We start from the raw sequence: 14290 nt of genomic DNA, 5'->3' as shown, positions 1-14290 counted from the left end.
CTGCTCCAACCGGCCGAAGGCCTCGGAGATCGAATTCCTTCGACCCGCAATGCGCCCCGTGCAGCCTCTTACGCGGATTGGAAAGCGGCCTCCGAAGGCGCTTCCGCGCCACGCGCTGGCCTGCGCCGACGCGAGAGTCCCCCGGCCGAAGGCCTATCCCGGTCGAATTCCTTCGATGCCCCCGCCAGCCACCAGCTCAAAAGCCTGCAGGGATGAAGGCATTCGACGCGCCTCAAGCCCGGAAAGTTGCACCCCTAACCCCTCGCTTTTATGATGAACTCAACGAGCGTTTCCGTAAAGGAGGCCATGGATGGGCGCGACCCACGTGCGCTGGCGGGAGTGGGGCGAGGCCGCATTCCGGGAGGCCCAGGAGCAGGACAAGCTCATCCTCTTGAGCATCTCCGCCACCTGGTGTCACTGGTGCCACGTGATGGATCGCGGTATCCCCGGCGATCCTGTGCACACGGGCACCTACTCAGACCCGGAGATCGCGGAGCTCATCAACACCTATTTCATCCCGATCCGGGTGGATACAGACCGCCGTCCGGACATCAACGCGCGCTACAATATGGGTGGATGGCCGACCACCGTTTTTCTCACCCCAGACGGTGAGATCCTCACCGGAGCCACCTATATCCCCCCGATGCAGATGCGCCAGGTCCTCCTCCAGGTGCTCCAGTATTACCGGAGCAACCGTTCCGAGATCCAGCGCCGGGCCCAGGAGATCGCCCGACGCCGGCAGGAGGCGAGCCGTCCGGTCGCCCGGCCCGGCGCCCAGCTCTCATGGACGATCCCCATGCACCTGATCGGATTGATCGCCCGGGCCTACGACCCGGTCTACGGCGGCTTCGGTGAGGCCCCCAAGTTCCCCCACCCCGAGGCGTGCCTCCTTCTCTTGGTGGAATACGTCCGCGGTGGCCAGCGCGACGAGCGGCTCGCCGAGATGGTTCGCCACACCCTCCATGGGATGGCCGAGGGGGGGATGTATGACCATGTGGAAGGGGGATGGTTTCGATACTCCACCACCCGCGACTGGAGCCTTCCCCACTTCGAGAAAATGCTGGAGGATCACGCCCGCCTGATCCCCCTCTACCTCTACGCGGCGGAAGTTCTCGAGGAGGAAAAGTTCCGGGAGGCAGCCATGCGGGCGCTGGAATACATCCAGCGGACCCTCTATGATCCAGAGTGCGGTGTCTTCTGGGGAAGCCAGGACGCAGATGAAGAATACTATGCGCTCTCTCGGCGGGAGCGGGCAATGCGCCCCCCGCCGGCGGTGGATCGCACGGTCTACACAAACTGGAATAGCCAGATGGCCATGGCCCTGCTCATCGCCGCGGATATCCTGGAGGAAGACCGGCTGCAGGAGATGGCCCTCCGGAACCTCGACACCGTATGGGAATGGACCATTGACGCCTCCACCGGCGCCCTCGTGCATTACGTGGACATCCACGGGGAACGGGCGGACGCGAAGGGCGTTCCTCCGCTCCTGGGCGATCAGATCCACTACGCCCGGGCCGCCCTGGCCGCCTTCCAGCGGACCGGCGAGCGGCGCTTTATGGAGCGGGCGCTCCGGCTGCGCCCCTATCTGGAGTCGGCGCTGGCCGATCCGGAGGGAGGTGGCTTTTTCGATCGGCCGGAGGACCCCCACGCCATCGGCGCGTTGCGGATCCGACAGAAGCCCCTGGAGGAAAACGCGGCAGCCGCTGAGTTCTATCTGACCCTGTATGATCTCATGGGAGATCCCCGAGCTCGGGAGATCGCGGAGCGGACGCTCCTGGCCTTCGAACAGGAATACGTGAAATACGATTTCGCGGCGGCCCCCTACGGGCTGGCGGTGTATCGAGCCATCACCGAGCCAGTGCGAGTCCACGTGATCGGCCCCCACGAGGACCCGGAGACCCGGCGGCTGCTTCGGGCGGCCTGGCGTGGGGATCCCTTCCACCGGGTGGTGGTGCCGATGGATCCCCGCCAGGATGCGCCCGCGATCCAGGCCCAGGGGTTCCCGGTGGACGGATGGCCCGTGGCTTATGTGTGCGTGGGCACCCGCTGCCTGCCCCCCGCCCGCACGCCGGAGGAGCTGGTAGAACGGTTGCGCGCGTCCGGCCAATAGCGAAGGATCCGTGAAAGGATGGGCACGAAGAAGGCAGGACGGATCTCATAGATGACGGAGCGGCACCGCCGAGATCCTGGCAGGGATCGGCCTGATCCTGCCCGGCGTGGTTCGGATTCAGACCCGGCTGACACCCCTGGCCGCGCTGGGGCTGGTTTTCATCATGATCGGCGCGGCCATATGGCATCTCGCCCGGGGTGAGTTTCAGAACATTGTGATGAACGCGGTGCTGGCCGGATTGTCCGGCCTCATCGCTTACGGGCGCTGGAAGATCGCCCCCTTGAGGGATCGATCCCATGGATGACCCCGAGCCCTCCCAAACGGCGGAAGGAGGCATCCAATGCCCTGGCGACGGCGGGAAGTGTTGCGATTTTTAATCGGCGGGGCCCTGGGGGCCGCCGCAGCGGCCTGCGCCCGTCGGATCCCCCTGCTTGAATCCTCGCCGGACGAATCCCTCCCTTCCACCCGGGTGCCGGTTCCGCTCCCCGGCCCCGAGCGCTGGGAAATCGAATCCCTGGTTCCCATCACCCCTACCCACGCGTTCTACGAGGTGAAATACAGCACCATTCCCCGGGTGGATGTGGGGACCTGGACGCTGGAGATCACCGGGGAAGTGGAGCGCCCGCTCCGCCTGACCTACCCGGATCTCCTCTCCATGCCCGCAATCATCGAGATGCGCACCCTGGAATGCATCAGCAATCCGGTGGGCGGCGATCTGATCGGCAACGCCGTATGGAAGGGAGTGCGCATGGCCGATCTCCTCGAGATGGCCGGAGCGCGGTCCACAGCCACGGAGGTGGTCTTCTATGCTGCTGACGGCTACCACACCAGCATCCCGGTGAGCCTGGCCCGCGATCCCCACTCCCTTCTCGCTTACATGATGAACGGCGAGGTCCTGCCCCCGGCGCACGGGTTTCCGCTGCGGGCCCTGTGGCCAGGCCGTTACGGCATGAAGCAGCCGAAATGGATCACCCGCATCGAGCTGATCCGAGGAGAGCACACCGGTTACTGGGAGGCCCAGGGCTGGTCGAAGGAAGCCATCATCAAACCGAACTCCCGGATCGATCACCCGGGCTCTGGGATGATCCCAGCGCAGCCGGTGGAGATCCGAGGCATCGCCTTCTCCGGCCCGGTCGGGATCGCCCGGGTGGAGGTCAGCGTGGACGACGGCCAGAGCTGGCAGGAGGCCGAGCTCATCCGGGGACCCACACCCTATGTCTGGACGGTCTGGCACTATCGATGGGAGCACCCCGAGGTGGGGGAACACGTGCTCCGGGCGCGGGTCGTCCAGAACGATGGCTACGTCCAGCCCCGGGGGCAGGGCCGGCTGCTCGGCGGCACCTTCCCGGATGGGACAGATGAGCAACACGCCGTGCGCGTGATCGTCCACCCAGGGTCCTGAGCCCTGATCCGCAGGATTGCCAGCGCGGGTTTTCCCATGGAGGCCCTCGAAGCAGGGCGCGAGAGGTCCGCGCCCGTCCCCCAACTTCCTTATAGGCTTCGACATGTGGAGCAGCTGATCGATCGGCTGCAGGAGATCGAGAGCGTGGAGCTTCGATTCCCACAGCAACAATGGCTGGAAATTGCTTTTCAGCCCCCCTTAAATCATCGGCCATGGCACAGAGCGCCATGGCCCGGGGTGAGGGAAAACAGGGTGCTCCAGGAGGGCGGCGGTTCGCTCCTCCAGGGCGGTGATCTCCTCCGGGCTTAGCAGACGGGCCAGCTCCCGGCGCAGCCCCTCATCCTCCCGCAGGCGCTGATAGAACGCCTGGACCTCCTGAAGGATGTCCTGGGGGATCGGCTGCCCCCGGTAATCCCAGATCACTGTCCGCAGCTTGGGCTCCACATGGAAACAGATCCCGTGGTCGATCGCCCAGATCCGCCCGTTGCGATCCCGCAGGCAATGGCCTGCCTTGCGATCTGCGTTGTTGGTGATCAGGTCGAAGACCGCCAGCCGCATCAAAACCGGCTGTAACGCTGGATCGTCCCGAAAGGTAAAATAGTTCTCCTCTGGATTGGCCTGGATGTAAAGCTGGAGCGCCCCCGGACCATAAGGGCCGGAGCGTCGCAGCACGGTGGGGGGCACCAGCCCCCATCCCAGGGCCTCGCTGACCACATAGGCGGCGACTTCCCGATATCCCAGCGTGCCATGCGGGAAATCCCACAGGGGCTCTTCGCCCCGCTGGGGTTTATAGATCGCCAGTCCCGTCACCCCCTCATGGACAACGGCCACGAGAAAGGTCGCATTGGATCCCCAGGGGACCAGACCCAGGAGCTGGATCTCCCCTTCCTGAAGCCAGCGGAGGACCGTTTCCTTCGGCGTTTCCGGGGGTAGGGGATTGGGGATCCTCCGCGCAACGCTGACATGAGGTCGGCGGGAACCTGTTCCCATCGTGGATGATTCCGCTGCTCGTCCATCCAGTTCGGAGAGCGAGGCGGTCCGGTTTACCGCCCCGCCCAGCCTCCAAGGCCCTCCGAAACAGACCAGCGGCGCAACCCCTGTTAAAATACGACCGCTTTGCCGTTTCGGCGAGGACAGATATGCCCTTCGGGATCCATGGGGCGGCCGCACAGCGGGCAGAGGGGCCGGCCCCGGGCGACCACATCCGCGCTGTGGCGGCTGAGGGCATGCATCTGCTCCCGGGTCGCCCAGAAACGGACCACCCGAAGCCGATCTGGGTCCTGATCCTCTTCCGCCAGCTCCTGGATCACCAGGACCACCCAGTCCTCCTGGGGCTCATAGCCCAGCCCCATGCGCCCGGCCCGGAACAGGGGCTCCAGGGGCTCTTCCAGCTGGAGCTCGGATTCGTCGGGCTCCCGCCCCAGGGGACGCGGGTATTTCTCATTGATCTCCTCCAGGAACTCCTCCAGGGAATGGGCCAGGGCCCGCACCTGCTCCTTCTCGCAGAGGATGGTGACCAGGACATCCTCCTGACGGGCCTGGATATAAAACGTCCGCCGCCCCGGCTCGCCCACCGCGTCCGCCGTGATCCGATCGACTGGCCGCAGATCATAAATCAATTGAGGCATCTCCGTCCTGTTCTCACAGGGGATGGCCGGAAACCCTTGCCGGGAAAACCGGATACGGCCTCAGCGCTTTCGTTGCTTGGAGAGATGCGCCAGATCCTCCAGAGGCCAGCGCAGCGGGCCCGTATCGTTCAGCCGCAGGAGCAGCGGTGGCCCCTCCGCCAGCCAGAAAACCGTCACAGAGGCGGGCGCGATCATCAGCCGATGATAAAGATCCAAGGGCATCCCCAGGTAATAGGCGGTCACCGCGCGGATCAGATCCGCATGGGTGAAGAGGGCCACCACATCCCGCGGGTGGCGGCTGACGATGGTCTCCACCGCGTTGATCGCCCGGGCCACCAGATCGACCATCGCCTCGCCGTCTTGAAAACGGGCTCGACTGATCACGTTCACCAGGCGCTGCCAGGCCTTCTGACGCCGCAACCGCTTCAACGACTTCCCGGTCCACCGGCCGTAGCGCACTTCCCCCAGTTCCGGCATGATCTGGATCTGCAGCCCTTTCCGGCGGGCCAGCGGCTCGGCCGTCTCCACTGCGCGCTCGAGGGGGCTGCTGTAAATCGCCCGGATAGGAAGGGAACCCAAACGCTCCGCCAGCGCCTCCGCCTGACGTCGTCCCTCCTCGTTCAGGTGCACCCCCGGCGTCCACCCCGCTAGCCACCGGCCCATCGAATCGTTCGCCGCGTGTCGGATCAGCAGGACCAGGGTCATCCAGATCGCCTCGATCGAGCGGATGCCTGGCGCGCCCGGAGGACGCTGGAGCAACGGCGGCCCTCCGCCATCGCTCCCTCCACTCTATCCAGTATAACACCGGCCCCTCCGAACACCGTCCTGTCCCTTCGGTTGCGAACGAATAGGCGGGGCGAAGGGATAACGCCGGCAGCCTCCCCGGGCCGTGAATGCCCTGTGGGACGCCACCCTTCCCCTGACCAGGACCCAATGGGCTTCCAACGTCCGCTTAACGCGATCGAGGAGCAGGGCCCTCGTGGCGATAGGGCACCGGGATGTATTCCACCGAAGGGCGCCGCGGGGTGGCTTGCGGGAACATCTCCATCAGATGGTAGATCTCCTCGGGCAATCCAACCCGAATCGGCAATCCCATGGCCTGAGCTTCCCGAACCGAGATCGGATAATCATGCGTCCAGCGTCCGCTGCTCAGGGCTTCCGCAATTACCGCGGCCCGCTCCGCATCCATCCCATTGGCAGTGAGCAGCTCGACCACCGTCGAACGCACCTGCTCCATCGCCTTGCGGGCGATGTCCGCCAGGATGAGAGTATGATCCTCAATGTTCGCCAGCGGCTTGCTCTCTACCACCTTCAGGATCGAAGCCGCCGGATACTGACCCAGCTGGGGATCCACCGGACCCAGCACCGCATTCTCATCCATCACAATCTCATCGGCAGCCAGCGCGATCAATGTTCCACCGGACATCGCATAGTGGGGGATGAACACCGTCACCTTCGACGGATGACGGACCAGCGCCTGGGCGATCTGCTCGGCGGCCAGAACCAGGCCGCCCGGGGTATGGAGGATCAGATCGATGGGCATATCCGGCGGGGTCAGCCGGATCGCCCGGAGGATCTGCTCGGAATCCTCAATATCGATGTAACGGGAGAGGGGGAGCCCGAAGAACCCAATAGTCTCCTGACGATGGATCATCGTGATCAGGCGCGTGCCGCGGCGGCGCTCGATCTGGCGGATCAGCCGCGCGCGGGCTTCCTCCAGAAGCCGGCGTTGCAGAGCGGGGAACATCGTGCTGAAAATCAGGAAGATCCAGAACAAGTCGAAAATGCTCATCGGTTCTCCTCCTGAGGAGGGTCGACCGAGATGTTGCGGGATGGGCCATCCTCCCCCCTTCTTTGCCATCCCATCCGGTCTGAGGCATGGGGATCGCCCGAAAAGTCGGGGCGGAAGCCCCTTCTTGCCGCCTCCAACCGCTTCATGATCCGAAGCGTGGCCCGCCTTGGGCGCCGGGCCAAGCCCCAGGACCTCCTCCCATCCCGGGCGGGCCGAAACGGAGGCGATCGTAAGCGGCGATGGTATCCACGACGTTTCGGCGCTGCCGCGCGGCTTCTTCCTCCTGCAGACGACGGCGGTAAGCCTCCATCCGCCGGGTGATCTCCTGCTGCACCTGTCGGGGGCTCCCGACATACTGCAGGTAGAAATCCCCGCCTGGGACGCGCACCACGACATGGCCATAATGGAGCAGACGGGCCAGGATCGATGGGATCGTATACTCCACGCTCTGAATACGCGCCAGGTTGGCCGTTTGGGTTTCCTCCCGCATCAACATCGGCAAACGCTGGGACAGGATCAGCTGAGTGGGGGTCAGGATGTATTCGTCATTCCGCCAGTCCTCATAGCGCCACCACCACCAGAGCCCCAACAGCATCCCGCTGAGAATCAACCCCCCCCATCGGATCCCCGGCTCGATCCGATCGATCGGCCAGACATGGTGGGCATGCAACACCCATCCCAGGATCCACAGCCCCAGCGCCATCGGCGGCCCCAGCCCGATGGAACGAAATAGGGCCACCCAGTGCTTCCGATAAATCACCCGATCGCCCACCGTCTCCCGAAGGGGCGGGAACAGATAGTGGGCCACTGCTCGGAGGATGAGCCCGATCCGCTCCACCCAACCCGGGGAAGCAGGACTCGACAAAGCAGGGGTGTCCTCTGGAGGAGTCGGGGCCAGCCCCAGGCGATGGCGCAATTCCTGTTGCAGACGATAGCGCTGGCGCGCCTGTTGCAGCGCCCGTAGACGGTCGATCTGCTCATAGATCATGCGGCGGATCCCATCCGGTTGGGGCAGGTTCGAGAAGGCAACCCGCCCGCTGAACGCTTCCACCTCGATATCCCCGAAATCGAACAGATACGGGCTGGCCAGCGGGGTGCGCCGCAGGATCTGGACCTCCTGGATCTGGTCCAGCGGCATATCCTGCCGGGTTTCCGGCCCGGGAAATACATACAGCCAGCGCTCCCGCTCGATGTGAACGATCCGCCGCGTGGTGAGGATATATTGATCGTCCCACCAGTTCCAGACCTGCGCGCCCAGAAGGATGAGGGGAACCGCATTGAGGAAAAGCGCCGGCCACCAGCCCAGCTCCGCCACCAGGAAGGTGGTCAGCACGATGAACACCAGAAGGAGCACCAGAGGCGGAAGGAGGACCGGGATCACGCTGAACCAGTGCCGATGGATGGCCGCAAGCACCTGCTCCTCTGGCTCCAGCCACGGAAAACGGGGCGCTCGCAGGCGCGCCTCCACATCCGGCGGCAATTCCAGGCGCTGGATCAAATCCGGATGCTCGGCCAGCAGGGCGTCGAATTCAGATTTCTCCAGCAGCCAGCCCTCCACTCGCGTGATGGCCATGGCGGTCACATCCCGCGGATCGTTTAAGAAAAGGGCGTGAACCCCGATCCCTTCCCCGGGCTGAAGGTGACGGATTAAACGCTCGACGCCATCCGCATCGATGCGTAGCAGGGCCAGGCGGCCGGAGCGGAGGATGAAATAGGCGGGGAAGATCTCGCCTTCCAGGAACAGCTCCTCGCCCGGGGCAAGGGTTCTCACCTTCACCCGCGCCGCTACCCAGGCCAGCTCTTCGGGATCCAGCCGACGGAACAATGGCTGGGCGGCCAGGATGGACAGAAGCTCCTCATCCGCCATGGAACCCCTCCGCATCGATCGAAGCCCCGACCGGCACGCCCCCTACCGACATCCGCACCGGTAGGCGGCCCCGGGCCCAATCTTCCACGATCAGACGGGCCGTGCGCCGGCCCAGCTCCACTGCATAGTTCGTCCCCCGATCCCACGGATACACTTGGCTCATGCTGGCGAAATACAGACCGACCAGGGGCGTGCGGAGATCCGGGATCATCCGGGAGTAGTTCACCGGAACCACCGGCTGGGCGTAGGGCTCCCGGAAGACCCAGTAACGACGGACCCACTCCGGCCGAAAGGATGGGTTAAAGCGCGGGAGCGCCGGCAGGAATATCCCCAGGAGCTCCTCCGGCGACATGGAAAAATACGGATGATCCGGCGGAAGGTAATCCCCGCAATAGACCAGATGCTCCCCGCCATAATGCGCCGCCGGAACATAGTTCGTATGCTCCACCAGGGCCAGGAAGGGGAATCCGGACCGCTTCGGCAGATTGATCCAGTAAACCCCGCGGGTGAGAGGACGATCCAGGGCCAGGATCAGGACCACCGCTCCCAGGGACCGCAGGGCCAGCAGCTGGCCCACATAAGAAGTCGGCAGCGCCGGAACCATCCGGGCCAGCAGGCGCGGGGAGGTGGTGACCATCACGGCATCATAAAGCGCGGAGCCGTCCGCCGCCTCCACGTTCCACCCTCCCTCCGCCGGTTCCAGCCGGAACACCGGGGTCGATAGACGGACCTCGCCGCCCTGGCGGCGGATCTGTTCCACCAGGAGATCGAAAAACGCCTGGAAGCCCCCTTCGAAGGTCCCCAGGCGCGGGCTGCGCTTATGGATACGCGCCCAGAACCAGGCCATGTTGATCTCCGGGTAGGCTTCCCCGAACTTCCCCTCCAAGAGCGGCTGCCAGATCCGCTCATAAGCCCGCCGCCCCATATAGCGGGGAAGCCACTCGTGAGCGGTCACTCGCTCCAGCGGCTCCCAGCGCGGGGTCAGGCGGAGATAGGCGATCACCAGGCCCATCCGGAGTTTCTCGATCAGGGAAAGGCCGGGGAAACGAAGGACCGCCAGGGGACTGTCAAAGGGATAGGGTCGCTCATGATACCAGACCGCTGTGATCGGGCGGGGGAACCGCACCCGATGGCTCAGGCCTAGCTCCCGGATCAGACGAAGGATCTCCGTATCGGAGGCGAACCAATGATGGTAGAATCGCTCCAGAGACCAGGACCAGCCTTCCGCTTTGAAGCCGGAGGCCAGCCCGCCGGCCTGGGATGCCGCCTCATAGACGACCACCCGGGCTCCGGCGCGCGTCAGATCATAAGCAGCCGCCAGGCCGGCCGCACCGGCCCCTACAATGGCTACCCGTAGCGCCATGGTTCCATTCCCCGGAGAAGATGCCAGCCTGGAGAAACGTTCAGACCGCATGGGCGGCCTCCGGGTCGCCCTTCGCGATTGCTTCAATTTTAATTCCACCCGCATTCCCTGGACATGGTTTCGTCAGCGACTGCCGGGATCTTCCATGCGGCGAGGCCTGGGGATCGGCTGTCTGATCGCGCTCTCCATGCTGCTCGCCCTGGACCCCACCGGGATCCCAGCGGCGCGCTGGATCCGCGAGGGGGATGCGCTCTGGGTGGAGGGGCAAGGTCTTTCGGCGCAGCAGGCCTATCAGGCCGCCCGGGCCCTGCGCCCGATGGACCCAGCCGTCTGGCATCGGGTGGCCCGCGCGCACACGGCCCTGGGGGAGCTGGACGAGGCGGAGGCAGCCTGGCGGCGCGCCCTGGAACTGGGGGATCCATGGGCGTGGCGGGGTCTGGCGGAGATCGCCACACTGCGCGGGGAATGGGAATCGGCACGCGCCCGCTGGCGGGATTGGGCGCTGCGCACGCCCGCCGATCCAGAGGCCTTCCAGCGCTGGGCGGAGGCGGCCATGGCCCTCGGCGATGAAGAGGACGCCCGGAGGGCCTGGGGAACCGGAGCCCGCTATCACCCCGATGACCAACAGATCCGCTTCCGATGGGGCCTCCTGGAGGGGATCCACGATCCGGAAGCAGCTCGGATCCTCCTGATCCTCCTTCCCTCTCCGTGGAAAGACTGGGCCGATCTCCTGCCCGCGCCATGCGCCCTACACCGCTCATGCGTGGAGAGCGCTCTGGATCAAACCCTGCGTCGATGGGGCTTTGCGCTGCTGGGGGCGCGATACTGGGGGGAAGCCCGACTGGCCCTGGACCGTTGGGTCCGGATGCACCCGGAGGATCCCGTGGCGATGGCCGCCCTCGGTTACGCCATGGGGCGCCTGGGGTTGGATGGAACCGTATGGCTCCAGCGAGCCAGTCAGGGCTTCGTGATGCCCCCTGAAGTGTACTATTTCCGGGGCCTTTATCTTCTGGAGCACGGACAATATCATGAAGCCCAGCGGCAGTTCGCCGCCGCCTATCAGCTGGATCCGGATCCCCTTTATGCGCTGGAGCGAGGGCGCGCGGCTATGCTGGCTGGGGATGTCTTGGCCGCCGAGCGCTGGCTCCGCCAAGCCCTGGAGGTCGATCGGGAGAATGTGGAGATCTGGATCATGCTGGCGACGCTTTATCTGGGCCATCAGGTATGGATCGGGAAAGGCATCGAGGCCGCTTGGGAGATCCTGCAACGGGCCCCGCAGCGGGTGGAAGGCTACGAGTGGATGGGATGGGCCCATTACCTTCGAGGAGAGTGGGAAGAAGCAGAGCCGCTCCTCCGCCAGGCCCTTCGGATGGACCCGAACCGGCCATCGGTCCGTTACCGCCTGGGCATGGTGCTGGCCGCCATGGGCCAGCGTGAAGAAGCCCACCGCCTGCTGGAGCAGACGATCCTCCTGGATCCCCGCGGGGATTTCGGGCGCCGGGCGCTCCAGCAACTTCTCCATCTGCCGGGCAAATAGAGCGTGCCCGCCTGCCTCTCCGAACGCTGACTCTGGTATAATTAGAGTGTCCGGAGGGGTGGCCGAGTGGACGAAGGCGCGCGCCTGGAGAGCGCGTAGGGGTGCTTCTGCCCCTCGTGGGTTCGAATCCCACCCCCTCCGCCAGCATCCCGGGCCCCTGATGAGCAGCGGAGGGGCCCGTATGCTTTTACCCGGTCCCACAAGCCGGTCCGGGGATGTTCCCTCGGAAAACCAGTGGTGCGCCTCCCCCCAGCCCACTGACCCGGACGGGCCCTGCCGGGCCTCGAGATCCAGGAGGCCGAATGACCTCTCCCCAAGTCAAGCCCTCCCCGGGAGGCCCGGTGTGTACCCCCTACCTCCAAAACGTCCGGGTCTACCCCTCCCCCGAATTGACAACCTGCATTCCCCTTCGTAGAATGGCTATAACCAACATTTTTCAAACCCAAAGTCGAAGGCAATGATCCGGCGGTGGGGAATCGGATGGGGGATTGCGGGGCTGGTGTGGCTGGGGCTATTGCTTCATAGAGGGAACGCCATGGCTCCGGTCGAGACAGCCGCGCGCGTGGAGGCCGCGGAGAGTGCGCTTACCTATCGGGTTTTCCTCCCCTTCGTGCTCCGTGCGCCGACGACTCTTCCCGCCGAGTGGCTTTCCCGCCTGAATGCCTATCGCGCCATGGCCGGGCTGCCACCGGTGATCGAAGAGCCTACCTGGAACGATGGATGCTGGAAGCACGCCCGATATATGGTGAAAACCGATCTCATCACGCATGGGGAAGATCCCCAGAACCCGTGGTATACCCGGGAAGGAGATGAGTGCGGGCAGAATGCGAATGTCATGGTCAGCGCCAACGCCAACGCTCCGGACAGCTATGCCATCGACGTATGGATGCAGGCCCCCTTCCATGCGGTGGGCATGCTGGATCCTCGGCTGACCCGGGTCGGCTATGGATCATATCGGGAGGCGGATGGGGGATGGCAGATGGGAGCTGCCCTGGATATCCTCCGCGGCCGGGGATCCAGCGCCGTGGGCGTCTCTTTCCCCATCCGCTGGCCTGGCGATGGAAGGGTTACGCCTTTGCGCGCCTTCCAGGTCGGAGAATATCCGGATCCCCTGGCCTCATGTGGCTACAGCGCCCCCACCGGCCTGCCCATCCTGTTGCTCCTGGGAACGGGCTCCCTGACCCCCAGTGTGAACGGCCATGCGCTGTGGCGGGATGGAGCGCCTGTGGAGCACTGCGTATTCGATGAAACCACCTACCGGAACCCGGATCCCGCGCAGCAGTCCCTGGGCCGGGCCATCCTGGATGGCCGGGATGCAGTGGTTCTGATCCCGCGGGATCCCCTTCACCCGGGCTCGCGCTACACCGTCTCCCTCACGGTAAACGGGCAGGCTTACACATGGTCGTTCTTCGTGGCTTCGAGCAACACCCAGGCCATAGCTGCTGGGGAAGCGGAAGTTCGTTGACGCCTTGAACGCAGAACAAAGCGCCGAAGGCGCCCCCCCTCTGAAACGCTCGCCGAGCTGTCCGATCTCAAAGCGGGAGGTTTGAATGCCCGGGAAACACCCGTGGATCGCAGGAACCGTCGGGACGGTAGTCCTTGGACTGGCGCAGATCTTCGTCGGGGCTTCTAAGGGGAATCCCACCCCTCCCCGCTCTCCGGCTATTCGGACCTCCTCCAGTCCCCAAGCGACCTATCGGGTCTATCTTCCGCTGATCTCCCGCAGTGTTTGTGAGCCTATCCCTGGCGCCTCCTACGAGGTCTTCCCCGTTATCTCACCCGTTTCATTCAATGTCGCCGATAACCCGGATTACAACCTGCTTCTCCTGGGCTATCAGGCGGTCAACGAGCATAAGGGGCTCGTGGATGATGTAGGGGAGTTCGACAACCGCGCGCCGCAGTTTCGTTTCCTTTTCGGAGACCATCGGATCCCGGTTTTCCTGAATGTATATAAAAACAATGGGTGGGACTGGCAGAACCACCAGCCATTGCCGCCCCCGCCGGGATGGCCGCCGGTCAGCGTGGCAGGCCTTGCCGTCCATCCCGGAGAGGTTCTTTACGTTCCGGACAGCGGCTACGATATTGGGGGCGGATTCGATGCCCACGTCCTGTATGCCGATGAGAACCAGATCACGCTGAAATATACGGCGGAGGACAGCACGGCGCAGGGATACACCGTATACATCACAAACATCTGTGTGGAGCCCTCCCTGCTCCAGCTTTACCGACAGTGGAACGCATGGGGGCGGAGCCAGCTGCCGGCATTGCGGGGTGGCCAGCCCTTCGGCCGCGCGCGGGGGACCCAGATCGATGTGGGGGTCCGGGACAACAATGTCTTCATGGATCCCCGTTCCCGCAAGGACTGGTGGCAACGGTAGCCTATCCCATGCCGTGAATGGATCCGGGTTCGAGGCCGATCCGACAGGGAAGCCGATCGGAGGGTATACCCCGACGATCCGGGTGCGGGCGACACCATGGGCGCTGATGGCGCTCTCCATCGAGGGAGCGGAGCAAGACCTGACGGTGATCCTCCGCGTGGTGCCGAAGGTGTATCGGGACGACCTGCCGTGGATTCCGCGGTGATCAGCGGG

The 14290-nt window shown here is 64.7% G+C and carries 13 protein-coding genes and 1 tRNA gene; 8 read left to right on the top strand and 6 right to left on the bottom strand.

Translation table 11 applies throughout. From position 1 onward, the window contains the following. Nucleotides 1-310: 310 nt before the first annotated feature. From ACFMO3_RS08485 to ACFMO3_RS08475, 3 genes are all read left to right on the top strand, one after another. Entirely contained in the window at nucleotides 311-2110 is a 1800-nt protein-coding gene (locus tag ACFMO3_RS08485) for a thioredoxin domain-containing protein (protein ID WP_376789980.1), read from the top strand. Between the two features lie 73 nt (nucleotides 2111-2183). Beyond that, nucleotides 2184-2414 carry a DoxX family protein gene (locus ACFMO3_RS08480; protein WP_376790108.1) on the top strand — a complete coding sequence of 77 codons (231 nt, stop codon included), beginning with the start codon at nucleotides 2184-2186 and terminating at the stop codon, nucleotides 2412-2414. Between the two features lie 36 nt (nucleotides 2415-2450). Continuing rightward, a complete protein-coding gene (locus ACFMO3_RS08475; protein WP_376789979.1) occupies nucleotides 2451-3512 on the top strand; it encodes a molybdopterin-dependent oxidoreductase in 1062 nt (353 codons plus the stop codon). A 198-nt stretch (nucleotides 3513-3710) separates the two neighbouring features. Here ACFMO3_RS08475 and ACFMO3_RS08470 read toward each other — a convergent pair whose 3' ends face one another. The 6 genes from ACFMO3_RS08470 to ACFMO3_RS08445 form a co-directional block, all read right to left on the bottom strand. Further along, a complete protein-coding gene (locus ACFMO3_RS08470) occupies nucleotides 3711-4502 on the bottom strand; it encodes an SCO1664 family protein (protein WP_376789978.1) in 792 nt (263 codons plus the stop codon). Between the two features lie 110 nt (nucleotides 4503-4612). Beyond that, nucleotides 4613-5140, bottom strand: coding sequence for a DUF3090 domain-containing protein (locus ACFMO3_RS08465; protein ID WP_376789977.1), 528 nt, complete (start codon nucleotides 5138-5140; stop codon nucleotides 4613-4615). Nucleotides 5141-5200: 60 nt separating this feature from the next. Beyond that, entirely contained in the window at nucleotides 5201-5899 is a 699-nt protein-coding gene (locus tag ACFMO3_RS08460) for an MSMEG_4193 family putative phosphomutase (RefSeq protein WP_376789976.1), read from the bottom strand. A 193-nt stretch (nucleotides 5900-6092) separates the two neighbouring features. Beyond that, complete coding sequence (locus ACFMO3_RS08455) at nucleotides 6093-6932, bottom strand: hypothetical protein (protein WP_376789975.1); 840 nt, start codon at nucleotides 6930-6932, stop codon at nucleotides 6093-6095. 142 nt (nucleotides 6933-7074) lie between these two features. Then, nucleotides 7075-8799, bottom strand: a complete 1725-nt coding sequence (locus ACFMO3_RS08450) for a cyclic nucleotide-binding domain-containing protein (RefSeq protein WP_376789974.1) — start codon at nucleotides 8797-8799, stop codon at nucleotides 7075-7077. Further along, the gene (locus ACFMO3_RS08445; RefSeq protein ID WP_376789973.1) at nucleotides 8789-10213 is read right to left on the bottom strand and encodes an NAD(P)/FAD-dependent oxidoreductase; all 1425 of its coding nucleotides are present in this window, start codon (nucleotides 10211-10213) and stop codon (nucleotides 8789-8791) included. Before ACFMO3_RS08445 ends, ACFMO3_RS08450 begins: the two co-directional genes overlap by 11 nt. A 94-nt stretch (nucleotides 10214-10307) precedes the next feature. Between ACFMO3_RS08445 and ACFMO3_RS08440 the strand changes: the two genes are divergently transcribed. The 5 genes from ACFMO3_RS08440 (at nucleotide 10308) to ACFMO3_RS08420 (ending at nucleotide 14282) form a co-directional block, all read left to right on the top strand. Then, a complete protein-coding gene (locus ACFMO3_RS08440) occupies nucleotides 10308-11699 on the top strand; it encodes a tetratricopeptide repeat protein (protein WP_376789972.1) in 1392 nt (463 codons plus the stop codon). A gap of 52 nt (nucleotides 11700-11751) precedes the next feature. Then, nucleotides 11752-11843, top strand: a tRNA-Ser gene (locus ACFMO3_RS08435). A 391-nt stretch (nucleotides 11844-12234) separates the two neighbouring features. Continuing rightward, nucleotides 12235-13164 (top strand): CAP domain-containing protein, encoded by a 930-nt coding sequence (locus ACFMO3_RS08430; RefSeq protein ID WP_376789971.1) that lies wholly within the window; start codon nucleotides 12235-12237, stop codon nucleotides 13162-13164. Between the two features lie 85 nt (nucleotides 13165-13249). Continuing rightward, nucleotides 13250-14077: a hypothetical protein gene (locus ACFMO3_RS08425; RefSeq protein ID WP_376789970.1), complete on the top strand. Its 828-nt coding sequence runs from the start codon at nucleotides 13250-13252 to the stop codon at nucleotides 14075-14077. 13 nt (nucleotides 14078-14090) lie between these two features. Next, nucleotides 14091-14282, top strand: a complete 192-nt coding sequence (locus tag ACFMO3_RS08420) for a hypothetical protein (RefSeq protein WP_376789969.1) — start codon at nucleotides 14091-14093, stop codon at nucleotides 14280-14282. Nucleotides 14283-14290: the final 8 nt, after the last annotated feature.

The organism is Thermoflexus sp. (assembly GCF_042408815.1).
GTDB lineage: Bacteria > Chloroflexota > Anaerolineae > Thermoflexales > Thermoflexaceae > Thermoflexus.
Note: the sequence above shows the minus strand (reverse complement) of the source record. Positions and strands in the feature narration are given on the sequence as shown.